Below are 23,939 nucleotides of genomic sequence, written 5' to 3'. Positions count from 1 at the left end.
TCTCTAGACGGGTTTGAACGCGAACGTGACGATCTCGTCGCCGTCGTCATCGATGTTCAAGGGGATCATGGTGAGCTCGACTGGCATGCCGAACTCGAGCTTGGCCGGGTCGTTCTCGGTCAGCCGACCCTCGACGCGGATGACGTCACCGAGTTCGACGAGCCCGACCCCGAACGGAACGAAGTCCTTGCCCGTCGGGCCCCGATAGGGCGGCCCTGGCGGAAAGCCCTGTGTCGTCCAGGCGACCAGAGTGCCGCGGCGGGGGAGCAGTACTCGTGCCATGTCGCCGACGCTGCAATTTGGGCAGTGCGGCTGGACCGGGAACGCGGTGGCGCCACAGTCACCGCAGGTGCTTCCGATGAGCTGGGGGTTATCGTCAGGCCAGGTCGAAATATCCGGCGCCAGCGCCTTCTGCATGGGACGATCCTCCGTTCAGCTCGGTCAAGTGGAAGCAACTGTAAATATTACAGTATCCCTGCTGAGTGGGTCTCAGCGAGGATCGATGAGGTTGCGCAGACGTTCCGCCGCAAAGGTGGACGCACCCGCGGCCTGAACACGTTCGGCCAGAGCGCGATCCGAGGTTGCGACGCAGATGTTTTCGGGATGGGCGTCGGCGTGCACCAGGCGGACGATTTCATCATCCGCCGAATTCGCGGCGGGCTGCGGCGCATACGCCACGGTGATCACCGCCGATTCGATCGGTGGCGACGGCGGCCGCTCGAACACCACGGTGACGTCGGCGCCTTCGATCCCTGCCCATTGCTCGAGCCGCTCGACCAATGCCGTCATCGCGCGGTTGCGGTCACGCCACCAACCGTTGGGGCGAGACCCGATCACGTTCATGCCGTCGACGATCCACCGCACCCAGCCACGCTATACCTGGGCACCGCGTAGACCGCACCCAACTACCGCGAGCGTGCGTGTCTGTACGCCAACACGCCGTGGGCTGAGCACATTTCGCGCACGGTGATGGCGCCACGAAGGTGCGCCGAATGTACACAATTTGCGGCGTGTCGACGTGCAGACGCGCACGCTCGGCGAATAGAGGGAAGTCAGGCGATGGCGCCGGCGTCCTTGAGTTCCTCGATCCGATCCCATTCCATGCCGAGTTCCATCAGCACGAGCTCGGTGTGCTCGGACGCCTGCGGGGCACGCGTGGTCACGAGCGGTTCGTGGTTGAACTGGACCGGCCCGCGAACGACCTTGAACGGCTTGCCGCCGTCGCTCGCCTCGACTTCGACGATCATGTCGTTGGCGATCGCCTGTTCGTCGGACGTCAGATCGATGAAACTCTGGAACGGCGCCCACTGCCCCTTCATCGTCTTGAGGTGCTGGCGCCAGTAGTCGAAGGGCTTGCTGCGAATCCGTTCCCTGATGAGTTCGGCTGCGGCTGCGGCGTTTTCGATCAGCGGCATGACATCGGAAAACCGCGGATCATCGGCCAGTTCCGGCAGCCCGAGATGTTCGAACGCGTCGCGAATGTAGCCCGTCGGGCTGACGATGCACAGGTTGATGGTGCCACCGTCGGAGGTCAAATAGTTCGCCATGAACGGGTTCACACTCGGACCTGTTGCGTCCGGCATGACCGAACGCATCGTCTCTCCGGTTTCCATGCCCTGCGTGACGCTCGCCCCGCCGGCCCACCAGGCAGTGCTGAGCAGCGAGACGTCCAGTTCGACCGCCTCGCCGGTGCGCTCGCGGTGGAACAGGGCCGCAGAGATTCCGCCTGCGATGTTCATCCCGCCGATCGAGTCCCCGAACGCCGGAATGCCTTGCGACAGCGCGCCACCCAACTCCTCAGGCGTCAGCGCATGACCCACGCCGCTGCGTGTCCAGAACGCGGTGCCGTCGAAGCCACCGGTATCGCGCTCGGGCCCTTTGTCGCCGTAGGCGCTACCGCGCGCATAGATGATGTTCGGGTTGACCGCGCGAATGTGCTCGATGTCGAACTTGTTCTTCTGCCGCTGTGCGGGCATGTAGTTCGTCAGGAACACATCGGCGGTCTTGGCGATCTCGTACAGCACGTCCTGACCGCCCGGGGTCGACACATCGATGCCGACGCTGCGCTTACCGCGATTGGGATGCTCCATCAAGGGGTGCCGGTTCGGGTCGAGTTGGAAGCCGCCCATGTTGATGAAACCGCGCTGGGTGTCGCCACGCACGGGATGTTCCACCTTGATGACATCGGCGCCCCAGTCGGCGAGGATCGCCCCGGCCGCAGGAACGAACGTGAACTGTGCGACTTCCAGGACGCGGACGCCCTCCATCACCTTGATCAAGTGAGCCTCTCTAGCTGTTGAAATATCTTACTGTAATGTTTACAGTTGATCGTCCCGCAGAGTCCGATTGTACGAGGTAGCAGGGTGAGCTCCACCGAGAATCGTGAAGAACGGACCGAGACCAGCGTCGAGCTCGGCGGGCGGGTGGCCGAACGCGCGGAAGCCCGAATGCTGATCGACGGCGAACTCACGTTCGCGGCAACCGGTGAAGTGTTCGACAATTTCAGCCCGGCCACGGGACTGCTGCTCGGCCAAACCGCCGCCGCCCAACCGCCCGACATGGACCGCGCCATCGCGGCCGCGCGTCGCGCCTTCGACGAATCGGACTGGTCGACCAACCGCGTGCTGCGCAAGCGCTGCCTGCATCAGCTTCAGGAGGCTATCGAGGCGGACAGGGAAGATCTGCGCGAGGAACTGATCGCCGAGGTCGGTTGTCCCGCGATGATCACCCAGTCCGCACAACTGGATTGGCCACTCGCTGAGGCGCTGCGCTATCCCAGCCGGCTTATCGACGAGTTCGAGTGGGAGCGCACGCTGGAGGGTGGCGGCCTGTTCGGTGAGCGCAATGTGCGAACCGTCGTCAAGGAGCCGGTCGGCGTCGTTGCGGCGATCACGCCTTCGAACTTTCCGATCGAGGTCATCCTCAACAAGCTCGGCCCAGCGCTGGCCGCGGGCAATACCGTTGTGCTCAAACCGGATCCGCACACTCCGTGGAACGCGACCCGACTCGGTCGGCTGATCGCAGACCACACCGACATTCCTGCTGGCGTGGTTAACGTCGTGCCAACGCCGTCCAACGACGTGGCCGGACTGTTGGGCACCGATCCGCGCGTCGACATGATCTCGTTCACCGGTTCGACGGCCGTCGGCAAGATGCTCATGCGCCAGGGCGCCGAGACCATGAAGCGGATGTTCCTCGAACTCGGCGGAAAGTCGGTGTCGATTGTGCTCGACGACGCGAACCCCGCCGCGATCCTCGGCGCCGCTATCGGGGTGTGCGTCCACGCGGGGCAGGCGTGCGCGGCGACCACGCGCATGCTCGTCCACCGCTCGCTGTACGACGAAGCGGTCGCCACGATCACCACTGCCTACTCGGCGGTGCCCGTCGGCGATCCGATGCAGCCTGAAACCCTTGTCGGACCGCTGATCAGCGCGGCGCAGAAGGATCGCGTGCTGATCGCCATCGACCAGGCACGTCGCGACGGTGCCGAAATAGCTGTCGGCGGCGGTGAAGTCGACGACCTGCCTGAGCATCTCAAAGGCGGCCACTATGTGGCGCCGACCGTGATCGTCGGCGTCGACAACAGCGCGGCGATCGCCCAGGAAGAGGTCTTCGGCCCGGTGCTGATCGTGATGCCGTTCGATGACGACGACGAGGCCGTGCGTATCGCCAACGACAGCGCGTACGGCCTTGCGGGCGCGGTCATGTCGCGATCGATGGAACGCGGCATGAACATCGCGCGTCGCATCCGCACCGGCTCGTTCGGCGTCAACGGCGGCATGTTCTACGGCGCCGATGCGCCGTTCGGCGGTTACAAGAACAGCGGTATGGGACGACAGTGCGGCATCGAAGGCTTTCAGCAGTATCTGGAAACCAAGGCCATCGGCTGCCGGGTGCCACGAAAGAGCTAAGCCGCGTCGAGTCTGACAACAAGCTCACTTTCGGCGATCAGGCCACCGCATCGAACGTCACCGGAATCGCGGTAGGCGACCGGAACGGCTGGCCGAAGATGTGCGGGTCGTCGTCGGTGACCAACTCGATGTTGGTCAGCCGGGCCAGCAGGGTTTCGACCGCTACCCGCGTCTCCATCCGCGCCAGGTGCAGTCCCATGCAGGTGTGCTCACCGGCGGCAAAGGAGAGGTGCGGGACGCGCCTGCGGAAGATGTCGAATTCTTCTGAACGCTCCCAACGCTTTTCGTCTCGATTGGCCGAGCCGATACAGACGTCGACGACCGCGCCCGCGGGCAGTTCGACGCCTTCGATCTCAGTCGCCTCGCTCGCGTAGCGCTGCACCGTGGTCAGCGGTGTCTCGAAGCGCAGGCCTTCCTCGATCGCAGGCGCGATCAGTTCGTGGTTTTCCTGCACGGCCCGGAACTGCTCAGGGTGACTGAGCAACAGATACAAGAGGTTTCCCGAGGACCGATAGGTGGTCTCCAGTCCAGCGGGCAGCAACAGCCGAAGGAACGAGTAGATGGCCTCGTCGGAGAGCTTCTCGCCGTCGATCTCCGCGGTCACCAGATCGCCGATGATGTCCTCAGTCGGCTTGGATCTGCGCTGCTCGATCTGTTGCAGGAAGTAGTCTTTCAGCTCCGCAGACGCCTCGAAGGCCCGCTTGTAGCGGACGGTGTAGCTGATCAATTCGACGGCGCGTTTGCGGAACCATGCGAGGTCCTCTTCAGGCAGGCCGAGCAGCTTCGAGATGACTCGTGTCGGAAACTCGAACGTGAAGTCCTTGACCAGGTCGGCCTCGCCGGTCTCGATGAACTCGTCGATAAGTTTATTGACGACGGGCCGAACGATCTCCGGCTCCCAGCGCGCCAACGAGCGCGACTTGAAGGCCGCCGACACGAGATTGCGGTGCTCCCAATGCTTTTTGCCCTCCATCGCAAGGATGGTCGGGCCGATGAACAGCCCGATGGTGCTGTCGTAGATGTGCGAGTTGAACACCTTGCCATCCCGGAAGACGCGGTTGACGGCGTCGAACGACACTGCTGCGTATAGGTGTTCGGGCTTCATCGATTCGGGTGTCTTGGACCAATCCATGACGCTGCCCTCGAACACCCCGGCCTGGCTCCGCTTCTGTGCGAACAGCGGATAGGGGTCACGATGGAGGTCAAACGTCTCGTCGGCCGTGACTGGGCTTTCCACCGCTGATCTCCAGCATCGTCGATCGGACACGCATCCTGCTTTAGGTACTGTAAAGCTTACAGTATTGCAAATCTAGAGCTGAATCGGCGGTCCCGCGAGCATCGAGTTGATGAAGCCGGCATCGACATGGATGTCCTGCCCCGTGATCCAGCCCGCCTCGGGCGACCCCAAGAACGCGATGATCGGGGCGATGTCGTCGACGCATGCGTGCCTGCCAACGGTGGCGCGACATGCGTCGAGGACCTCTTTGCCCATGGTGGCCTCGAAATCCGTCAGGATCGGCGTCTCGACCGGCCCCGGGCTCACGGTGTTGATCCGCACCCCGTATTTCGTCCAGGCGGGGCCTGCGAGGCGCTTGCTGTACAGGATCACCGCTTGCTTGGAGGTGCTGTACACCGGGTAGCTCGGGTCCTGTTCGGCCTGCCACTTCTCGACGGCCTCGGCGTCGGTGAGCTCCAGGAGGCCGGACAGTGGTTCCAGGCGCTGCTCCCAGCCGAGCGCGGCCGTCGACGCCACCGCGACAACCGATCCACCCTCACGCAGCAGCGGCAGCATGCCCTCGGTCATCAGCCGCATGCCGAGGTAGTTCACCGTGAGCACGTCGGCGGCCGGCGCCGTTCCGGGGATGCCCGCGACGTGGGCGAGCATGTCCCAGCCCGAACCGATCTGGCCGAGCAGCGCGTCGATGTCGGCCGCGTCGCGCAGATCGCACCGCATGTACTCGGCAGCCGGAGTGTGGTGCTCGCGAACGTCGACGGCAAGCACGTGGTCGCCGCGGTCATGAAACGTTCTCGCGACCGCTGCCCCGATGCCTGATCCCGCGCCGACCACCACGATCCTGCGTGTCATATGACCCAACCTTCCCAACGCACCGACCAGCCTGCGTATCATCGAACGGCCGACAGTAAGGTCGACAGTAAACAATTCTGGTTCGCCAGACAATGACCGTGGGACGGGCGAATGAGCACAACGCAGGAGCGGGTCGACGGCGCTATTGGGGTGCGCGCGATCCTCGAACGTCAACGTGCCGCGTTCCTGGCCGATGGCCCGCCCACCGCGGCGGTGCGGCGCAATCGCATCGACCGGCTGCTCGCGCTGGTGCTCGAAAACGCCGACGATTTCGTCGAGGCGATGCAGGCCGATTTCGGCACCAGACCCTCGACGGGAACGCTGTTCACCGAGGTGTTCGGCATGGTTTCGGTCATCGAGCACACCAGATCACAAGTGCCGCAATGGATGCGCGCGACAAAGCTGATGCGCGCAGCGCGGCTGGTCGGGCTCAAGGCGGAGGTGCAGCCCTCGCCGCTGGGTGTGGTCGGGATCATCGGCCCGTGGAATTTCCCGCTGCAGCTGGTCGTGCTGCCCGCATCGGCGGCCTTCGCCGCCGGCAATCGGGTCACGATCAAGATGTCGGAAATAACCCCCCGCACAGCGGAACTGATGAAAACGACGGCACCGAAGTATTTCGACGCGACCGAGCTCGACATCGTCACCGGGGGGCCCGAGGTTTCGGCGGCGTTCGCGAGCCTGCCGTTCGATCATCTGTTCTTCACCGGTTCACCGTCGGTGGGCTCACTGGTTCAGCAGGCCGCCGCGCGGAATCTCGTTCCGGTCACGCTCGAGTTGGGCGGGAAGAATCCGGTGGTGGTTTCGCCCGATGCGGACCTCAAGCGATCGGCAACGCGCATTGCCGCGGCGCGAATGATCAACGGGGGACAGGTGTGTATCTGCCCGGACTACGTTTTCGTGCCTGCCGGTCGCATCGGCGCATTCGTCGACATCGCCCGTGAGACGCTGCGTGGCATGTTCCCGTCGATCGTGCCCAACGACGACTACTGCTCGTCGGTGAACGAGGCCAACTTCGATCGCGTCGTCGGGTTGATCGAGGACGCCAAGGCCAACGGTGCCACCGTCGAAACCATCGCTCCCTCAGCCGAATCGCTGCCCGACCGCGCCACCCGCAAGATCGCGCCAACGATCGTTCGGGACGTCGACGAGACCATGAGGATCGCCAACGAAGAGGTGTTCGGGCCCGTCCTCGACGTTCGACCGTACTCGAATCTGACCGATGTCATCGAGCACATCAACCAGCGGCCCTCGCCGTTGGTGGCGTACTGGTACGGCCCGGACGACGACGACTTCCGACGCTTTGTCCGGCATACCCGCAGTGGCGGCGTTGCGCGCAACGACTTTGGCGCGCAGATGATCCCATCGGCCGCGCCGTTCGGTGGCGTGGGCCGCAGCGGGATGGGCGCCTATCACGGCAAGGCCGGTTTCGACGCGTTCAGCCACTATCGGACGGTGGTCGGCACCGACTTGCCGTTCAGTGTCACCGGTGCGGCGGCGCCGCCGTTCAGCGGCTCAACGCGCGCAGGCGCGAGGATGGCGCTGCGCATGGCGCGCAGCCGCACTCGCCGGCGGCTCAGGCGCCGGCGCTGATCGCTTGCTCGCGGGCCCACCGGTAGTCGGCCTTTCCGGCGGGGCTGCGTTCGATCACCGGCCGGAATACGATCGCCTTCGGCAGCTTGTAGCGCGCGATCGAGCCGGCGGCGTGGTCGATCAGTTCCTGCTCGTCGACGGTGGCGCCCTCGGCGAGTGCGACGATCGCAACGACTTCTTGGCCCCACTTCTCACTGGGCCGGCCCGACACCACGACGTCGGCCACCGCGGGATGAGACGCGACCGCGGTCTCGACCTCCTCGACGAAGATCTTCTCGCCACCGGAATTGATGCACACCGAGTCACGACCGAGCAACTCGATCGTGCCGTCCGCCAGATGACGGGCGCGGTCGCCGGGCACCGAGTACCGCACGCCGTTGATGACCGGGAAGGTCGCGGCCGTCTTCGACTCATCTCCCTTGTAGCCCAACGGGACATAGCCCCGCTGCGCGAGCCAACCGATGCCGTCATGACCCGGCTCGAGGATCGCGCCGAGGTCTTCGGCCGCGACGAATGTGTCGGGTCCCGCGTTGAACGTGCCTGTTGCCACGGCGCCAGGGGCCGACATATGCGTCATCTGCGCGCCGGTCTCCGACGACCCGACACCGTCGACGACGATCAGGCCGGGCTTGACGTCGATGAGGCGTTGCTTGGCCGTCGGCGTCAGCAGCGCGCCGCCGTTGGCCACCACCGCCAACGACGAGAGATCGGCACCACCGCGTTCGATGGCCGCAGCGAGTGGTCGCGCCATGGCGTCGCCGACGACGGTGACCGCCATGACCTTCTCGCGCTCTATGGTGTTGACGACTTCGTCGGCGTCGAAGCGGTCGGTGACCGTGGAGAAGACCACCGACTGGCCGGTCGTCATCGCGGTCATCACGGCCCATTGCGCTGCGCCGTGCATCAACGGCGGCAGGATCATGAGCCTCGATTCCGGCGCGTCCGCAACGCGTTTCGCGATGTCGTCGTAGGACCTGGCAAGTTCTCCGGTGTAGAGGCTTCGGCCGCCGAACGAGGTCATGAAGATGTCGTGCTGGCGCCACAGCACGCCCTTCGGCATGCCCGTCGTGCCGCCGGTGTAGAGCACATACAAGTCGTCGGGCGACGGCTCGTCGGGCGGCAGTACCGGAATGCCCGAGCCGACGATGGACTCGTAGTCCACCGCGCCGTGCACGAGATCGTTGCCCGATCCGTCGGCGATCTGGATGAGCACCCGCAGTTTGGGCAGTTGCCGAAGCACGTCGTTGACCCGCGGCGCGAACGTCGCGTGATAGATGAGCGCGGTCGCGCCGGAGTCGGCGAGCAGGTAATGCAGTTCGTTCTTGACGTAGCGGTAATTCACGTTGAACGGCGCCACCCGGGCGCGCCACGCGCCCAGCATCGCCTCGACGTATTCGGGACCGTTGTATGCGTAGATGCCGAGCAGGTCCTGACCGACTTCGTGACCGCGCAGCGTCGACCGGTCGGTCTTACACCCCAGTCCGCGGGAATGCAGGTAGGCCGCGAGCCGGTTGGATCGCTCGACGACCTGCGCGTACGTGTAGCGGCGCTGGCCTTGGATGAGGAATTCCCTGTCGCCGATCACAGCCGCGACGGTGTCTGCGGCGGCAGGGACGGTGAATTGTGTTTCGGAGTCGGACATCGTGCCTCTCAGGGCTGGTGGGGCAGCAGCTTGATCATCAGGCCCTTGGCCTCGGATAGTACGTTGCCGTCCGTGTCGGTCATTTCCGCCCTCACAAACAACTTGCGGCCCTCGACCGAGTCGACCCAAGCTCGCGACAGCAACGGCTCGTCAGTGGGCGTGATCTTGCGGTAGTCGACATGCAGGTAAGCGGTCCGGCTGTCAGGTCGACCTGCTGCTGAGACGACCATGCCGAAATGCCAGTCGTAGAACAGTGGGATCACCCCGCCGTGCACCGCGCCGTTGCCTCCGACATGGAAGCGGGTGAAGTGCCCGCGCATGGTCACCTCGTCGGGGCCTGACTGCACCACCTGCCACGGCGGCATCAGCGGATGGCCGTTTCCCGGAAGGTCCCTGGTACGTCCGCCCGGCGCTACACCGGCGGGTGCCTGGTGCTTCTCCAGACGGGCACAGATGTCCTCGACGAGCGCGGCCGTTTCGTTCCACACTGTGGCGTCGGGGCTCGTGGACACGACGATGTCCTGCAGCCGCCGCATCGCCGCCATGAATCGGGCCAGCTCCGGCGTTGCGTCAACCGGTGTGACCCTTGCGAATTCGCGGATATCGTCCTCGGTGTCGGTCATTTCCACGCCTCGATGAGGTCGTCGGTGGTGGTGATGGTGGCAAGCAGCGACAGCGTGTTGTCGATGATCGAGGCGGCGTACTCGGTCGGGATGCCCGCGACCGCATCGCGCGGCACCACAACGCGGTAGGCCCGGTTCACGGCATCCATGACGAGGTTGGTGATCGCCACGTTCACCGAGACGCCGACGGCAACGATCGTCGAGACCCCGAGGTTGCGCAGCGTGATGTCGAGGTCGGTGCCGCCCATCGGCCCGATGCCGTGCGATCGGTGCAGCACCACATCTGTTGGGGCAGGGCCTAATTCGGGGAGCAGGGCCGCGCCGGGACTGCCCGGTGCGATGTCGACACCGCTGCCGACGGCGAAGATCTTCGCGTTGTGATTGCCGCCAAGGCCGTCGGGCCGCCGCTGCACCAGACAGTGCACGATCTTCACTCCCGCTTCGCGGGCCGCAGGAAGAAGGCGTTCGATGTTGGGCAGCGCCTCGCGACGCGCCTCCTTCGCGAGCACCGCCAGCCCTGCGTTGGGGCCGACGACGGCACCCTGGCACTCCTGGGTGACGATCGCGGTGTGCGCCGGCGCCGCGACCTCCGCGAGGTCGGGTCTCACCCGGACACGACCGCGGCGGTCGGGGGGACTTGATAGAACTGCGTCGCCCATTTGCGCAGTGCCATATAGGGTTTCGCGTCGACTGTCGACAGCGCCGGCCGCTCGATGTACTCCTGATAGCGCCAGATGTTGAGGTCATCCCACACGGTGCCCAGGAACTGGCGCTGGACCTGCTCGCGCACGCTGTCGGGTGGCACGTCGGAGGTGTCGCCGGGCAGTCGCGGCCACCAGATGGAATAGAACATGTCCGAGTATCCGTCCTCGACAGGCGTGCAGGCGAAGATCAGCCGGTGGTTCGACGATCCCTCGAACGCGCTGATCGCAAACCCGAGGCCGGAGAAGTGGCTGTGGATGTACAGCGCCATCTTGTTCGGATCGTCACTGCGCGTGTCGGGCCAGCCGGTCAGAAATCGCCACTCCTCGTCGACGGCCTCCCAGCTCAGGCACACCGGCGTGACAGTGGCTCCGTGCACGTAGTGAAAGTGCGCGCTGTCCGGTCCGTTCTCCGCGACGATCTGCGGATGCACGGGTTCGCGCTCGGCGCGACTCGAAAACTCGGGATACGGGCGGTAATACGCCTCGGGGTCGGTGGGAAACTGCGGGAACTTTCCGAACAGGTCGGGCATCTCCCAGTGTGGTTCGTTGCCCTCGGGTTGGTGCCAGGCGAACACGCAACCGTATTGTTCGCGCACCGGGAAGACGCGTAGCCGCAGCGATTTGTTAGGTCGATCCGGCTGGTAGGGGATGTACCGATTGGTGCCGTCGGGTCCCCACCGCCAGCCGTGAAATGGACACTCGACGCAGTCGCCGACGACCTTGCCGCCGTGACCGATGTGGGCACCGAGGTGGCGGCAGTGGGCCGTCATCACATGTAACGCACCGGACTCGTCGCGATACGCGACGAGGTCCTCGCCGAAGTATCGAAGCGGACGTACCTCGCCGACGGCGAACTCAGCCGACCAGCCGATCATGAACCAGCCGGTGACCTTCCAGGTGAAGGGGACCTTCACGGTGACGCCTCCATGGTCGCAGATACTAAATCGATTACAGTATAGATTTCCGCAAACAGCAACATCGGGCGGCCGAGGCGCTGGTAACCACCCGAAACGGCTGTCGTTCAGCGCCTTTCAAGAGACACTTGATTTTCCCAAAACCTACGCTAGCGTAGGTTACGCAGCCGTAGGTATCAGACAAGCCGGGAGAGTCTTGATGACATCAACCCAAGAGGCATTGCTCACTGAGCTGGAACCCGTGGTGGAGGCCAACCTGAACCGACACCTCGAGAAGGCGAAGCCGTGGAATCCGCACGACTACGTGCCGTGGAGTCGTGGTCGCGACTTCGCGTTGCTGGGCGGCCAAGACTGGACACCGGAGGACTCCCAGCTCGACGAGGTGTCCAAAGCCGCCATGATCGTGAACCTTCTCACCGAGGACAACCTGCCCTCCTACCACCGCGAAATCGCGACGCGTTTCGGGCGCGATGGCGCCTGGGGTCAGTGGGTCGGTCAGTGGACGGCTGAAGAGGGTCGGCACAGCATTGCGCTACGCGACTATCTTCTCGTCACCCGAGGCGTCGATCCCGTGGAGCTCGAGCACGGTCGCATGGTGCACACGGCGGCCGGCTACGACTCCGGCGACAAATCGCCAATAGAGGCCCTGGCCTATGTGTCCTTTCAGGAACTGGCGACGCGGATCAGCCACCGCAACACCGGCCGGGCATCCGGATGTCCGATCGCGGAACAACTCCTCACCCGGATAGCGACCGACGAGAACCTGCACATGGTCTTCTATCGCAACCTGGTGAGCGCTGCGCTCGATATCGCACCGAACGCGACGATGCGTGCGATCGCTCGCGAAGTGATCAACTTCCAGATGCCGGGAAGCACCATGCCAGGGTTCGCAGAGAATGCTCTGAAGATCGCCAAGGCCGGCATCTATGACCTGCGTTCGCATTTGGACGACGTCGTGCGTCCGGTCTTGCGGTTCTGGGGAGTGTTCGAGCGTGAGGATTTCGACGGTGAAGGCGCGCGCGCTCGCGACGAACTGGCGGCGTTTCTCGACCTGGTGGAGGAAAAGGCCTCGTACTATGACCGGCGTCGCGAAGAACGGATGGCAGGCGCAGGCGCACCGTCCGGACGCTGACGCGTCAGCCGCGGGCAACCACGGCTTCGCCGAAGGCCTTGATGAAGTCGACGGCAGCCTGCGGACTCGACCCGTCGGCCTGCACGACGGCGGAGGTGGCTCCGTAGGCGCCCAACTCGTCGAGCACGTCGCAGGCACGTTGCAGTGATGCGGGGTCGTCGATCTCGATGTGGGGGCACACCACCTGCACATCGACCGACATTGGGTCCCGCCCCGATTCGGCCATCCCGTCCCGGAGTTGGTCGACCATGGCACCGAACTGCGTGGCGTTCTCGATGGCCGCGGTGCGGATCGTCGTGGCCATTCCGGCCGGCGCGATGATCGGCATCCACCCGGTCCCGTAGTCGATGACTCGGCGCAGCGCCGCCTTGCCGTTGCCGCCGATCCAGATGGGCGGATGCGGACGTTGCGCGGGCCGTTGCAGCCAGACCGGGCCGGGCGTCTCGAAAGCTGTCCCGCTGACCGGCGCGTCGGGGTCGACCCAGATCGACCACAAGGCGCCGAGGGCTTCGTCGAACAGCTGTGCGCGACGGTCGAAGTCGACGCCGACCGCACAGAATTCAGACCGCAGATAGCCGGCGCCGACACCGGCGATCAACCGGCCACCGGAGATCAGGTCCAGGCTGCCCAGCGCTTTCGCCGATAGATAGGGATTGCGGAACGGCAGCACGTACAGGTTGGTCATCAGCTTGATGCGGGTGGTCACGCCCGCCATGAAACTCAGCGCGGCGATCGGATCGAGCGTGTTGTGGCCGCCGTTGCGTCGCCACTTGACCGAGGGCGCCGGGTGGTCGGACAGCGCCACCGCAGAAAAGCCGGAGATCTCGGCTTGTCGGGCGAGGTGTCGAATGACGTCGGGCTCCAGGAATTCCTCGGATGCGGTTGGCAACTCGCTCGGATACTCCAGCGTGTACTTCATCGGTCCCCCGGAAAATCGCACCAGAACCCGGACTCATACTGTAAGAGTTACAGTAACATGTCGTGTTGAGCCGGGGCCGAGGAGGAGCAATGACGACCACGTCGACACGCTTCGAAGCGATCGTCATCGGCGCGGGCTTCTCAGGTCTATATGCGCTGCACCGTCTGCGCGAACTCGGCGTCCGCGCCCGTGTGCTGGAGATGGCCGAAAACGTCGGCGGGACTTGGCTGTTCAACCGGTATCCGGGTGCGCGCTGCGACATCGAGAGCATCGAGTACTCCTACAGCTTCTCCGAGAAGATTCAGCAGGAGTGGGTGTGGACCGAGACGATGCCGGGCCAGCCCGAGATCGAGGCGTACCTCAACTTCGTCGCCGACCGGCTCGACCTGCGTCGGGACATCTCGTTCAACACCGAAGTTGTCGCGATGACCTTCGACGAAGACGCCGGTGAATGGTTGGTCGAGACATGGGCGGGGAAGTCCTTCGTCGCTCCCTTTGTGGTCGCGGCGTCCGGCATCCTCTCGGTGCCGCTCGAACCGCAGATCGCGGGCATGGATACCTTCGCCGGCCAGTCGCTGTACACCAGCTGCTGGCCGAGGGAGGGCGTTGATCTCGCCGACGAGCGCGTCGGGGTCATCGGCACCGGTTCCACCGGCGTGCAGTTGATTCCAGTCGTGGCACGGCAAGCCGCGCACTTGACGGTGTTTCAGCGCTCGCCTGCCTACACACTGCCATGGCAGGTGCGGCCACTCGAGCCCGGTGAGCTCGACGAGATGAAGTCCCGCTACGACGAGATTCGCGCGGCGCAGCGCCAACACCCGGTCGGGGCCGCGCGACTGAGCGCCTTCTCGGTGATGCTCGAGATGATCCAGCGGCCGCCGCTGAAGTCGGCCACCCGCGAGGAACAGCTGCGGGCCATCGACGAGCACGGGGTGATCGGCGCGCTCAGTTGGGGTGATGTGTTCTTCGACATCGAGGCCAACCACATGGCGGCGAAGCTGTACGGCGAAGCGGTCGCGCGGATCGTCAAGGATCCCTCGACTGCCGCTGCGCTGACGCCAAGCCACCCGTTCGGATGCAAGCGCCCGATCATCGACCAGGGCTACTACGAAACGTTCAACCGCGACAACGTGACCCTTGTCGACCTGCGCACGGGCCCGATCCGTAGCGTCATGCCGACGGGTATCGACACCGAGCAAGGCTTCCACGAGCTCGATGTCATCGTCTACGCGACCGGATTCGACGCGATGACGGGCGCGCTGACGCGGATGGACATCCGCGGTCGCAACGGCATCTCGCTGCGGGAATTCTGGGCAAGCGAGGGCCCGCTGTCCTATCTCGGGCTGGCGGTCGCGGGATTCCCCAACCTGTTCATCGTCCAGGCGCCTGGAAGTCCTTCTGCAGCAACAAATTTCGTCGCCGCGCTGGAGCAGCACGTGGAATGGATCGGCGATTGCATCGCATACCTGCGCGGCCACGACTACCAGACCATCGAGGCGCTGCCCGACGCCCAGCGGGAGTGGATCGAACACACCACCTCGTTGGTGGCGCCCACTGTGCTCGTCCACCCGAGCTGCAATTCCTGGTACAACGGTGGCAACGTGCCCGGCAAGAAGCGGATGTATATGGGTTACACGGCGGGAATTCCGGAATATCGTCGCAGATGTGACGAGATCGCGGCGGCCGGATACACCGGTTTCAAGCTCGGTTAGCCGATGAAGACTTCAGAGCGCTTTTGGCGGATCGGAACCGATGTCGCGGGAGTGGTGCCGCGCGCGCACGCGGCGCTGAGGTCTGACGGTTGGAATCCGCTGTCATCGAACGGTCTTCGCCTGCTGGCTGAAGTAGTGATGGACGAGGCGGCGTTGACGGGCATGACCCTGACGGCGCCGCCGCCGAAGCTGGAGCGCTCGGAGCAGGCATGCGCCGCCGCGGCCGGCGAGCTGTCGGAACTGGGAATCGGTGCTCACGCCGACCCGGAACCGTTGCGCGTGAGGGACATTCGGAGCCAGCGGTTCGGACGCACGGTGTATGAGCGGCTGATGTTCGAACACGACCCGAAGCTGCCGGGCACGCTGAGGGACTTCGGCGGGTCCGCCACCGCCGCGGTGCACCTGTGTCGGCGCGGCGACGACCGGCGGCCGTGGCTGGTGTGGGTGCACGGTGCGGGTCAGGGGCAGCCACTGGATCTGCTGTTCTCGCGGGCGCGGCGCATCCAGAACGAACTCGGCTTCAACGTCGCGCTACCCGTTCAGCCCGGCCACGGGGTTCGACGCCAAGCATGGCCGGCATATCCCAACATGGATCCGTTGGCCAACATCGCGGGGATGATGCGCGCGGTGTCGGAGGTCCGAACCGTCGTGCGTTGGCTGCGACCGCAGTCCACCGCGATCGCGATATCGGGTGTGTCCATGGGCAGTCCGGTCGCGGCGCTGGTGTCGCACCTGGAGGCGGTGGATGCCGTTGCGGTCTACACACCGATCTTCGGGCTCAACGCGATGATCGCGCAGCACCTCGGGCGGTGGGGGCCGTCAGTCGTCGACGTCAGCGATCTGTTGCGATCATCGACTGTGGCACGGCTGGCGGCGCCGGTCGATCTGCTGGCCACAGATCCGACACCACCACCCGAGCGCCGCCTCATCGTCGGCGCCTGGCACGACCGAATGGCGTTGCGGGAACCAGCAATTGCGCTGCATGAACGGTGGGGCGGCGAGCTGTACTGGCACGATGGCGGCCACGCGGGGCACTTGCTGTCGCGACGCGTGCAGGCGGCGTCGGAGCGGTTCCTGGCCGGGCTCAGTGCGGAAGGCGCCCGCCGATCGTCCGGGTGACCTGCTCGGCGTATCCGACAAGGAGATCGATCCATGCCTCGCACTGGGACTGCGGCATGCGCACGGTCGGGCCGCTGATGGTGATCGCGCCGAGGATGTCGCCTGCGGCATCGAAGACCGGTGCGGAGAGCCCCGAAGCGGAGTCCTCGCGTTCGCCGGCTGTGATCGCGTAGCCGTCAGCCTTGGCCTGTGCGATGAGCCTGCGTAACTCGTCGGCACTGGTGACCGTCCCGCCCGCCATCGGCTCGAGCGGCGCAGCGAGGATCTTGTCCGCGAGGTCTGGGCTCCAGGCCAGCAGCACGCGCGACGCAGAGCCGACATGTAAGGGAATGACCTTGCCCACGTACATGTCTCGACGCAAAGCGTGATGAGTCTCTGCGACCGCGACGGCGACCCTGAAGTTCTGTTCGATCTTGAAGAAGCACGCCGTCTCACCGGTCTTGTCGCGGATCTCCTTGAGTACCGGGTTGACAATCGCCAACACGTCGAGGTCCTTCAGCGCGGTGGCGGCCCAGTAGGACATCCGCACGCCGATCCTGATGCGATCACCCGTCCTGTCCAGCAGGCCTTGGGCGACCATGTTGCTCACGAGGCGCTGCACGGTTGACGTGGGCAGCCCGGTCGCCTGCTGGATCTCGCCGAGCGACATGTCCGGGTGGGTCAGCGAGAACGCGTCGAGGATCTCGGTGATCTTGCCGAGCACCAGTAGCGGTTGCTGCTTGGCCACGTCTTCGGTTGCCATGACGAGAATCTACCCGCGGTCGATGACCCACTCGAAAGCCTTGGCCTTGGACCGCGCGCCCTGAGCCGTCCGCGAGCGATTCGGCTCGCCAAGCTCGGCCAGCATTTTGTCGGTGAGGTCCACCATCGAAGCGAGCGTGGCCGGAGTGAACCAGTCCGGGCGGGTCGCGAACAACAGGTCCTCGGTCGAGGCGTTGCCGCTGGCGCCGGGGGCGAAGGGGCAGCCGCCCAGACCGCCTAGGGATCCGTCGACCATCGAGGCGCCAGCGTCGATCGCAGCGAGCGTGTTCGCGACTCCGAGGCCCCACGTATCGTGACCGTGAAACACGATGCGCCGCTCGGGGGTTCGCGTCTTGACACCGGTGATCAGGTCGGTCACCTGGGTGGGAATCGCCTGCCCGATGGTGTCACAGACGACGATGTCCTCGGCTCCATAGGTGCGCGGATCGGCGGCAATGCCGATCACCCGTTCGGGGTCGGTGAGGCCCTCGAACGGGCACGTGAAAGCCGTCGCGATGCACAGCTGGATGGCACCACCGGCGTCCTGCGCGATCCGAACCGCGTCGGGCATCGCGGCGACGCTGTCCTCGGTGGTGCGCCCGATGTTGGCTTTGTTGTGCGAGTCCGACGCCGAGAAGCAGTACTGGAAGTTCCGCGCGCCCGCTGCCGCCGCCTTCTCGACATGTCGTGGCGTCGCCACCCAGATCCAACAGCGGTCCAACTCGTCGGGTTCGAGAGCCGTGATCACGTCGAGCGTATCGGCAAGCGGCGGAACGAGATCCGGTCGGGCCATCGAACCGATCTCGAGTGCCGAAACGCCGAGCGCCAACAGTTCGCGGATGATCTCGACCTTGCGCTCGGTGGGCAGCATCTTGGCGGCGAGCTGCAGGCCGTCGCGCAGCGTGACATCTCGCACTTCGGCGCGGGGGGTGTAGGGGCGGGGTGTCATGCCAGTGCTCCTATTTCGTCGTCGCTCAGGCCGAGCACCGACGAAAGCACTTCGCGGGTGTGCTCGCCGAGATCGGGGCCGACGTTGCGGATGGGCAGCGATTCCCCGCCGATCACCGGCACGATGCCGGGAAAGCCGACCGTTTTGGGCTGCGGTGCACCGGTATCAACGTCGAAGTGCTGGATCATGTTTCGAGCCTCGTACTGCTCGTCGGCGCAGATGTCGGCGGCGGTGTAGATGGGGCCGGACGGTACGCCGGCCTCGTCGAGCAATTTGAGCGCCTCATCGCGGCCGCGTTGGCTGGTCCATTGCCCGATCGCTTCGTCGAGTTCGTCGCGCCGACGCCAGCGGCCTGCGTTGGTCTGCAGTTCCGGATCCTCGGCGAGGTCTGGCCTGCCGATTGTGTGCATGTAGCGCTGAAAGATCGCATCGCCGTTGCCTGCGACGATGATGCTGGCGCCGTCCGCGCAGGGATAGGCGTTGCTGGGAGCGATGCCCTCCATCCGGCCTCCTGCGCGTTCCCGGGTGACCCCGTAGGCGAGGTAGTCGGGCACCAGCGACTCCATCACAGACAACACCGACTCGTTCAGCGCCACGTCGATAACACGCTGGGGTAAAGGCACTTTGACGCGTTCGCGCTGAAAGAGGGCCATCACCGTGCCGAAGGCGGCGTAAATGCCGGCAATCGAGTCGCCGATCGATACGCCGGTACGCACCGGCGGCCGGTCCGGATCGCCGACAAGTTCACGCAGGCCGCCGAACGCCTCCGCGACAGCGGCGAAGCCGGGTCGCTGGGACATCGGGCCAGTCTGGCCGAATGCCGAGATGCGGGTGATCACCAGATCCGGGTTCACCCGGTCGAGTTCGTCGGGCCCGAGTCCCCACTTCTCGAGTGTGCCTGGGCGGAAGTTCTCAAGCAGCACATCGCAATGGGAGACCAAGTCGAGGACGGTCTGCCTGCCGCGGTCGGTCTTGAGGTCGAGCACGACGGACTTCTTGTTGCGGTTGATGGTGCGGTAGAGCATCGAGGTGCCTCCGGAGTACAACCGCCAGTTGCGCAGCTCGTCGCCGGTGACCGGCCGCTCCACCTTGATGACCTCGGCGCCGAAGTCGGCCAGCATCCTGCCGGCAGTCGGCGCGGCGATGTAGTTGCCGAGCTCAAGCACTCGTACCCCGGCCAGTGGGCGAATGTCATTGGTGTTCAACGGTGTTCCTGCCTCTCAGAACAGGACGCTCATCGGCAGGATGAGCAGGATGGCCACGACCGATGCGACCGATACCCCGACAGTGACGGTCTTGAGCGCACCGCGGGTCGACTGGCCCAACAGCGACTGCAGCAACCAGAACGTATTGCTGGTGACGTGTACGGCGAACAGCGAACCCGCACCGGCGGCCAGGGCGATCAGTACCGGGTCGAGTCCGATGATCGGCGCGACGGGTGCCAGGATGCCTGCCGACGTGATCGCAGAGATTGTCACGGAGCCGACAGCGACGTGCAGTGCGGCGGCGATCGCCCATACGACGAGCAGCGGTGCTGCCGTGCTGGCGGTGAAGTACTCACCGAGGATGTCGCCGAGGCCGGCGGCCTTGATGGTCGCGGCAAGTGAGCCGCCAACGCCGGTCAGGATCAGGATCTGACCGCTCTCCTTGAAGCCGGTTGCGATCGCGCGCTGGATGGGCTCCGCGCCTAATGCGTGACGGCCGACGAAACTCGTGCCGATCAGGCCGATCAGCAGTGCGATGACGGGGGAGGAGACGAACTTGACGATCGGGTTGTGGATGTCGGCGGCGTCGAGGATGGCACCCGTCGCGATGAGCACCAGTGATGTCAGCATGGGTGCGAATAGCACAATCAGCGGCGTCTGAGTACGGGTGACCGTCGCCGTCTTGGTGGCGACGCCGCCACTCGAGTCCGGTGTGGTTGCCCCGCTTGCGGATTCGTCGTCCGAATCGATCGGTTCCGCATCCGCGCCGAGGAACTCCTGCTCGTCGCGCTCCGGGTTCCACCAGCCGTGGTTGAACAGGAACGACATGATCGCCACCGAGATCGCGACAGTTGGGATGACGAGAAGGACACCGAACAACAGGTACTTGCCCAGTGGCACGCCGAGCAGGCCGGCCAGCGCAAGCGCGCCGACGCCAGGCACGGTCAGGACGATTCCGCATTCCAGGCCGATGGCCATTGCTGTGGCCATGCGCGCGGTGCCGTTCTTGCCGATCTTCTTGGCCAGACTGCGGCCCAGTGGTGCTGAAATGACAAGCAGCACGTCGAGAAAGATCGACTGAAGCAGCGTGGCGATCGTCAGAGACATCGCATAAGGCATGCGTTTTGGCCCGAACAGTTTCAGCAGTGTCTGAACGAGTCGCTGAATGGCACCTGTCTGCTGCAGTATTGCGCCCATCAACACGCCGAACGCGATCAGCAAGCCGACCTCGGCCATGATGTCGCCGAACCCCTTCATGATCGCGTCGATCGTCTTCTCAACGCCAAGGCCAGCCGCAAGGCCGAGGTAGGCGGACCCCACCACCAACGAAACGACCGGGTTGAACTTGAACCGCACGATCATCACGACCACCGCGATGATCGCGACCGCGGTATTGAGGACGATTGCGGTATGTGACATGGATACGGCCCCTTCAGAGGTGTGACCTATAGCTCGTTCATATTATGAGCATGAACCCACGATATAAGCAAGGCATGGGGCAGCGGGGAGCCCGAGCTGCGGTTTTATGAGGTAGGGGTGCGCTAGGTGGCGTTGCCGTAGGTGTCCACGATGCGCTCCCGGACCTTCGTCAGCTCGCGCCCGAGGTCGCACCGGTCGGGCAGCGCGGTCCACCAGAATGCGATGCCGAACACCGACGTGCTGATGTCACTGACGGCGCGGGTGATATCGACACCTGAACGAATCGAACCGTCGTGGATGCCCTTGCGCAGGCCCTTCTCGACTTTCGAAGCGCCGCTTTGCAGTTGATCCCGCACGCGCTGACGCAAGGGCGAGGTGGTCTTCACCGCCTCGAAGGTCGCGACGAACATCGCAAGCAGCAAACCCTGGTCCTCGGTGTAGATCTCTTCGATGCGGTCGAAGTGCGCAAGTACCTGATCCATGCCGCTGGCCTTGGGGTCTGGCTCGGGATTGAGTCGCTTCACGTATTCGTGAAGGAAGGCTTCCAGGATGGCATCCTTGCTGCCGAACCTCGCGTGCACCATGGCCCGGCTGTAGCCCGCCCGACGTCCGATCTCCGCGGCAGTCGTTGCCTCCCAGCCCTTTTCGACTATCAGTTCCGCGGCAGCCTGGAGCATCCGCCGGTTCGAGGTCTCAACGCGCTCCGGCTGCGTCAACCTGCGGGCAGGAGAAGGCACTCTTGCATATTAGACGCTCGACAACTAACTTAGTTGTTCTGCGTCAAATTTCTTTGCGAGGGGGTCGATGGTGACTTCGGGGATGGCGTGGCCGTCGACTATCGATGACGTCACCGCGCAGTGGTTGACCGTCGCGCTCGACAGCGGAACGGTGACCGACGTTCGGGCCGAAAGGATCGCCGAGGACACCGGGTTTTCGTCGTTGTTGTACCGGCTGCACCTCGAAGGCGATGGCGTGCCGTCGACTGTGATCGTCAAGCTGCCCGCTCTGTCGGAGGCGCGGGGTGCCATGGAGTTGCTGGGCGGCTACCAGCGTGAGTTGTCGTTCTACCGGCATGTGGCCGGGAGTGCGCCGATACAAACACCGCATGTCTACGCGGCGCACATGGTCGACGGCTCCGCGGAATTCGTGTTGGTGCTCGAGGATCTGTGCGACTGGGAAAACGCCGATCACCTCGCCGGGCTGTCGCTCGATCGCGTGAGGGTGTGCATCGAGCAACTCGCGGGCTTGCACGCTTGGTCGAGTGATAGCAGGAATGCCGCTGTGCTGGAAGCATTTCCGAGCATCGATACCGCGATCGTGCGCGACCTGCTGATACCGGCGTTCGGGCCGGGCTGGCAGATTTACCTCGAGCACTCGTCGAAGCCGGTTTCGGCTGCAGTCGAGGGTTTCGCTGAACGGTTCACCGAGGCCGCGGGCCAGGCGTTGGACGCACTGTCCGCACGCTCGATGCTTCTGCACGGTGACATCAGAGCCGACAACATGTTTTTCGAAGGCGATCGACTCAAGGTGGTCGATTTCCAATTCGCCGCCCGCGGCGCAGGAGCCGCCGACATCGCCTACCTGGTGAGCCAGGGACTGCCGACGGAGGTGCGCCGCGGTCACGACGAGGAGCTGGTCTGCGAATACCTCGCGTACCTCAGTGCCGACGGCGTGACCGACTATTCGTTCGACGAGGCGTGGCGCCATTACCGATTCGCCGTGGCCTACCTGATGGTTCTGCCCGTCATCACGCTGAACGGCTGGGACGCCATGCCGGAGCGGTCGCGTGCGCTGTGCCTGAAGCTCACTGAACGCGCGGTGGCGACAATCGAAGACATAGGCGCACTGGAGGTGTTTTCATGACCCGCACCGCACGGGAGGTGGTGGAGCTCTACAACCTCGTCGTCTGGAACAAGAAGGATTTTGCGCTCGCCGACGAGCTGATCGGTGACACGATAATCCGGCATGAAGTTGGCGAGGCACACACCTTGACCCATGACCAAGCGGTGAATCGCATCGTCGACATGTGGGAAGTATCGGAGGAACTCCGCTTCGACCTGAACCTCGTAGTCGCCGGCGACGACGGAGAACACGTGGCGATCGTCTATGAATCGCCGATACGGCTGAAAGACGGCACCGAGACCACCGTCGGCAGCATGGAGATCTTTCGTGTGGTCGACGGCAGGATCACCGAAGTGTGGAATTGCGGCTACAAGCAAGGGGTTTGGCAGTGACGCGAGTACTCGATGAGCTTGGCTACTACCTGCTGGCCGGAGCCGGCGGTGAAGGTCCGGCCACGCTGATGGCCGAGGCCCGGCGGGGCGAAGAACTCGGTTTCGGCACCGCCTTCATCTCCGAGCGGTGGAACGTCAAGGAGGCATCGTCACTCGTCGGCGCCGCATGCGCGGTGACCGACCGGATGCAGATCGCCACGGCGGCAACCAATCACAACACGCGCCATCCACTGATCACCGGTTCGTGGGCCACGACGATGCACCGCTTGTCCGGCGGGCGGTTCACGCTCGGCATCGGTCGTGGTGTGGCGGCCATGTATGCGGCGTTCGGAATATCGGCGGTGACCACCGCGCAGATGGAGGACTTCGCGCAGGTCATGCGTCGGCTGTGGCACGGCGAGCTGATCTTCAACCACGACGGACCCATCGGCAAGTACCCGGTGCTGTTTCTGGATCCGGACTTCAACGAAGACATCCGGTTGGCGTTGGTCGCGTTCGGACCACAGACGTTGGCACTCGGTGGCCGGGCCTTTGACGATGTCATCCTGCACACCTACTTCACACCGGAGACGCTGCAGCGGTGCGTGAAGACGGTGAAGGACGCCGCGGAGCAGGCCGGCCGCGATCCGGCCAGTGTCCGCGTGTGGTCGTGCTTCGCAACAGTCGGTGATCACCTGCCCGAGGAGCTGCGACTGAAGAAGACCGTCGCGCGACTGGCGACGTATCTGCAGGGCTACGGCGATCTCATGGTGGCGACGAATGGCTGGGATCCTGCTGTACTGCAACGCTTTCGGGAGGATACGGTCGTCACGTCGATACCTGGCGGCATCGATCACAAGGCCACGCCCGAGCAGATCGAACACATCGCGACCTTGATCCCCGACGAATGGCTGGAGCCGTCGGCGACCGGATCGGCGCGGCAGTGCGTCGACCGGATCCGCAAGGAGTTCGACTACGGCGCCGACGCGCTGATCATGCACGGCGCCACTCCCGACGAACTCGAGCCGATCGTCGACGCCTACCGCGCGTTGTGATTTGG

23 protein-coding genes are annotated in these 23,939 nt (G+C 64.6%); 8 read left to right on the top strand and 15 right to left on the bottom strand.

Annotation, left to right across the window (positions count from 1 at the left end; genetic code table 11):
- Positions 1 to 3: 3 nt before the first annotated feature.
- The 3 genes from GGC64_RS05395 to GGC64_RS05385 form a co-directional block, all read right to left on the bottom strand.
- Entirely contained in the window at positions 4 to 417 is a 414-nt protein-coding gene (locus GGC64_RS05395) for a Zn-ribbon domain-containing OB-fold protein (RefSeq protein WP_192721394.1), read from the bottom strand.
- A 72-nt stretch (positions 418 to 489) separates the two neighbouring features.
- Positions 490 to 864: an NYN domain-containing protein gene (locus GGC64_RS05390; protein ID WP_192721393.1), complete on the bottom strand. Its 375-nt coding sequence runs from the start codon at positions 862 to 864 to the stop codon at positions 490 to 492.
- A gap of 188 nt (positions 865 to 1,052) precedes the next feature.
- A complete protein-coding gene (locus GGC64_RS05385; protein ID WP_192722408.1) occupies positions 1,053 to 2,267 on the bottom strand; it encodes a CaiB/BaiF CoA-transferase family protein in 1,215 nt (404 codons plus the stop codon).
- Between the two features lie 180 nt (positions 2,268 to 2,447).
- Between GGC64_RS05385 and GGC64_RS05380 the strand changes: the two genes are divergently transcribed.
- On the top strand, positions 2,448 to 3,911 hold the full coding sequence (locus GGC64_RS05380) for an aldehyde dehydrogenase family protein (RefSeq protein WP_225951471.1): 1,464 nt from the start codon (positions 2,448 to 2,450) through the stop codon (positions 3,909 to 3,911).
- A gap of 37 nt (positions 3,912 to 3,948) precedes the next feature.
- On the opposite strand, the gene GGC64_RS05375 is transcribed toward GGC64_RS05380, so the two are convergent.
- On the bottom strand, positions 3,949 to 5,148 hold the full coding sequence (locus tag GGC64_RS05375; RefSeq protein WP_192721391.1) for a cytochrome P450: 1,200 nt from the start codon (positions 5,146 to 5,148) through the stop codon (positions 3,949 to 3,951).
- 72 nt (positions 5,149 to 5,220) lie between these two features.
- A complete protein-coding gene (locus GGC64_RS05370; RefSeq protein ID WP_192721390.1) occupies positions 5,221 to 5,997 on the bottom strand; it encodes a coniferyl-alcohol dehydrogenase in 777 nt (258 codons plus the stop codon).
- Positions 5,998 to 6,108: 111 nt separating this feature from the next.
- Here GGC64_RS05370 and GGC64_RS05365 point away from each other — a divergent pair, with 111 nt between their 5' ends.
- A complete protein-coding gene (locus tag GGC64_RS05365; protein ID WP_192721389.1) occupies positions 6,109 to 7,587 on the top strand; it encodes a coniferyl aldehyde dehydrogenase in 1,479 nt (492 codons plus the stop codon).
- Here GGC64_RS05365 and GGC64_RS05360 read toward each other — a convergent pair.
- The 4 genes from GGC64_RS05360 to GGC64_RS05345 are packed head-to-tail and all read right to left on the bottom strand — an operon-like array spanning position 7,571 to position 11,470.
- A complete protein-coding gene (locus tag GGC64_RS05360; protein WP_192721388.1) occupies positions 7,571 to 9,229 on the bottom strand; it encodes an acyl-CoA synthetase in 1,659 nt (552 codons plus the stop codon). The genes GGC64_RS05365 and GGC64_RS05360 overlap by 17 nt on opposite strands.
- An 8-nt stretch (positions 9,230 to 9,237) precedes the next feature.
- The gene (locus GGC64_RS05355; RefSeq protein ID WP_192721387.1) at positions 9,238 to 9,852 is read right to left on the bottom strand and encodes a PaaI family thioesterase; all 615 of its coding nucleotides are present in this window, start codon (positions 9,850 to 9,852) and stop codon (positions 9,238 to 9,240) included.
- Positions 9,849 to 10,460: a cysteine hydrolase gene (locus tag GGC64_RS05350; protein ID WP_192721386.1), complete on the bottom strand. Its 612-nt coding sequence runs from the start codon at positions 10,458 to 10,460 to the stop codon at positions 9,849 to 9,851. The genes GGC64_RS05355 and GGC64_RS05350 overlap by 4 nt, the downstream gene beginning before the upstream one ends.
- Entirely contained in the window at positions 10,457 to 11,470 is a 1,014-nt protein-coding gene (locus tag GGC64_RS05345) for a Rieske 2Fe-2S domain-containing protein (RefSeq protein WP_192721385.1), read from the bottom strand. Before GGC64_RS05345 ends, GGC64_RS05350 begins: the two co-directional genes overlap by 4 nt.
- Before the next feature lie 199 nt (positions 11,471 to 11,669).
- Here GGC64_RS05345 and GGC64_RS05340 point away from each other — a divergent pair, with 199 nt between their 5' ends.
- Positions 11,670 to 12,602, top strand: coding sequence for an acyl-ACP desaturase (locus tag GGC64_RS05340; protein ID WP_192721384.1), 933 nt, complete (start codon positions 11,670 to 11,672; stop codon positions 12,600 to 12,602).
- Between the two features lie 4 nt (positions 12,603 to 12,606).
- Here the strand turns inward: GGC64_RS05340 and GGC64_RS05335 are convergent, their stop codons facing one another.
- Entirely contained in the window at positions 12,607 to 13,521 is a 915-nt protein-coding gene (locus GGC64_RS05335; RefSeq protein WP_192721383.1) for a TIGR03619 family F420-dependent LLM class oxidoreductase, read from the bottom strand.
- Positions 13,522 to 13,610: 89 nt separating this feature from the next.
- On the opposite strand from GGC64_RS05335, the gene GGC64_RS05330 reads away from it, so the two are divergent.
- Both GGC64_RS05330 and GGC64_RS05325 read left to right on the top strand, forming a co-directional pair.
- Positions 13,611 to 15,233, top strand: a complete 1,623-nt coding sequence (locus tag GGC64_RS05330) for an NAD(P)/FAD-dependent oxidoreductase (RefSeq protein ID WP_192721382.1) — start codon at positions 13,611 to 13,613, stop codon at positions 15,231 to 15,233.
- A 3-nt stretch (positions 15,234 to 15,236) separates the two neighbouring features.
- Positions 15,237 to 16,352, top strand: coding sequence for an alpha/beta hydrolase (locus GGC64_RS05325; protein ID WP_192721381.1), 1,116 nt, complete (start codon positions 15,237 to 15,239; stop codon positions 16,350 to 16,352).
- On the opposite strand, the gene GGC64_RS05320 is transcribed toward GGC64_RS05325, so the two are convergent.
- The 5 genes from GGC64_RS05320 to GGC64_RS05300 form a co-directional block, all read right to left on the bottom strand.
- On the bottom strand, positions 16,318 to 17,094 hold the full coding sequence (locus GGC64_RS05320; RefSeq protein ID WP_192721380.1) for an IclR family transcriptional regulator: 777 nt from the start codon (positions 17,092 to 17,094) through the stop codon (positions 16,318 to 16,320). The genes GGC64_RS05325 and GGC64_RS05320 overlap by 35 nt on opposite strands.
- 9 nt (positions 17,095 to 17,103) lie before the next feature.
- Complete coding sequence (locus GGC64_RS05315; protein WP_192721379.1) at positions 17,104 to 18,042, bottom strand: hydroxymethylglutaryl-CoA lyase; 939 nt, start codon at positions 18,040 to 18,042, stop codon at positions 17,104 to 17,106.
- Positions 18,039 to 19,247 (bottom strand): CaiB/BaiF CoA-transferase family protein, encoded by a 1,209-nt coding sequence (locus tag GGC64_RS05310; RefSeq protein WP_192721378.1) that lies wholly within the window; start codon positions 19,245 to 19,247, stop codon positions 18,039 to 18,041. Before GGC64_RS05310 ends, GGC64_RS05315 begins: the two co-directional genes overlap by 4 nt.
- Before the next feature lie 15 nt (positions 19,248 to 19,262).
- Positions 19,263 to 20,666, bottom strand: a complete 1,404-nt coding sequence (locus GGC64_RS05305; RefSeq protein WP_192721377.1) for a GntP family permease — start codon at positions 20,664 to 20,666, stop codon at positions 19,263 to 19,265.
- Between the two features lie 122 nt (positions 20,667 to 20,788).
- Positions 20,789 to 21,403: a TetR/AcrR family transcriptional regulator gene (locus tag GGC64_RS05300; RefSeq protein ID WP_192721376.1), complete on the bottom strand. Its 615-nt coding sequence runs from the start codon at positions 21,401 to 21,403 to the stop codon at positions 20,789 to 20,791.
- A gap of 67 nt (positions 21,404 to 21,470) precedes the next feature.
- On the opposite strand from GGC64_RS05300, the gene GGC64_RS05295 reads away from it, so the two are divergent.
- From GGC64_RS05295 to GGC64_RS05285, 3 genes are read left to right on the top strand one after another with little or no spacing between them, the layout of a single operon-like run.
- Entirely contained in the window at positions 21,471 to 22,529 is a 1,059-nt protein-coding gene (locus GGC64_RS05295) for a phosphotransferase (protein WP_192721375.1), read from the top strand.
- Complete coding sequence (locus tag GGC64_RS05290; protein ID WP_192721374.1) at positions 22,526 to 22,900, top strand: nuclear transport factor 2 family protein; 375 nt, start codon at positions 22,526 to 22,528, stop codon at positions 22,898 to 22,900. Before GGC64_RS05295 ends, GGC64_RS05290 begins: the two co-directional genes overlap by 4 nt.
- A complete protein-coding gene (locus GGC64_RS05285; protein WP_192721373.1) occupies positions 22,864 to 23,934 on the top strand; it encodes a TIGR03857 family LLM class F420-dependent oxidoreductase in 1,071 nt (356 codons plus the stop codon). The genes GGC64_RS05290 and GGC64_RS05285 overlap by 37 nt, the downstream gene beginning before the upstream one ends.
- Positions 23,935 to 23,939: the final 5 nt, after the last annotated feature.

The organism is Mycobacterium sp. OAS707 (assembly GCF_014873705.1).
Taxonomy (GTDB): Bacteria; Actinomycetota; Actinomycetes; order Mycobacteriales; family Mycobacteriaceae; genus Mycobacterium.
The sequence above is the reverse complement of the archived record's forward strand: the minus strand, read 5'-3'. Positions and strand labels throughout refer to the sequence as shown.

Excerpts from the sequence above, each read along its gene's own strand:
- GGC64_RS05380 (WP_225951471.1), top strand. The coding sequence starts at position 2,448 with ATGCTGATCGACGGCGAACTCACGTTCGCGGCAACCGGTGAAGTGTTC.
- GGC64_RS05290 (WP_192721374.1), top strand. The coding sequence starts at position 22,526 with ATGACCCGCACCGCACGGGAGGTGGTGGAGCTCTACAACCTCGTCGTC.
- GGC64_RS05365 (WP_192721389.1), top strand. The coding sequence starts at position 6,109 with ATGAGCACAACGCAGGAGCGGGTCGACGGCGCTATTGGGGTGCGCGCG.
- GGC64_RS05370 (WP_192721390.1), bottom strand. The coding sequence starts at position 5,997 with ATGACACGCAGGATCGTGGTGGTCGGCGCGGGATCAGGCATCGGGGCA.
- GGC64_RS05385 (WP_192722408.1), bottom strand. The coding sequence starts at position 2,267 with ATGGAGGGCGTCCGCGTCCTGGAAGTCGCACAGTTCACGTTCGTTCCT.
- GGC64_RS05315 (WP_192721379.1), bottom strand. The coding sequence starts at position 18,042 with ATGACACCCCGCCCCTACACCCCCCGCGCCGAAGTGCGAGATGTCACG.
- GGC64_RS05355 (WP_192721387.1), bottom strand. The coding sequence starts at position 9,852 with ATGACCGACACCGAGGACGATATCCGCGAATTCGCAAGGGTCACACCG.
- GGC64_RS05320 (WP_192721380.1), bottom strand. The coding sequence starts at position 17,094 with ATGGCAACCGAAGACGTGGCCAAGCAGCAACCGCTACTGGTGCTCGGC.
- GGC64_RS05360 (WP_192721388.1), bottom strand. The coding sequence starts at position 9,229 with ATGTCCGACTCCGAAACACAATTCACCGTCCCTGCCGCCGCAGACACC.
- GGC64_RS05295 (WP_192721375.1), top strand. The coding sequence starts at position 21,471 with ATGGTGACTTCGGGGATGGCGTGGCCGTCGACTATCGATGACGTCACC.
- GGC64_RS05340 (WP_192721384.1), top strand. The coding sequence starts at position 11,670 with ATGACATCAACCCAAGAGGCATTGCTCACTGAGCTGGAACCCGTGGTG.
- GGC64_RS05335 (WP_192721383.1), bottom strand. The coding sequence starts at position 13,521 with ATGAAGTACACGCTGGAGTATCCGAGCGAGTTGCCAACCGCATCCGAG.
- GGC64_RS05305 (WP_192721377.1), bottom strand. The coding sequence starts at position 20,666 with ATGTCACATACCGCAATCGTCCTCAATACCGCGGTCGCGATCATCGCG.
- GGC64_RS05325 (WP_192721381.1), top strand. The coding sequence starts at position 15,237 with ATGAAGACTTCAGAGCGCTTTTGGCGGATCGGAACCGATGTCGCGGGA.
- GGC64_RS05395 (WP_192721394.1), bottom strand. The coding sequence starts at position 417 with ATGCAGAAGGCGCTGGCGCCGGATATTTCGACCTGGCCTGACGATAAC.
- GGC64_RS05330 (WP_192721382.1), top strand. The coding sequence starts at position 13,611 with ATGACGACCACGTCGACACGCTTCGAAGCGATCGTCATCGGCGCGGGC.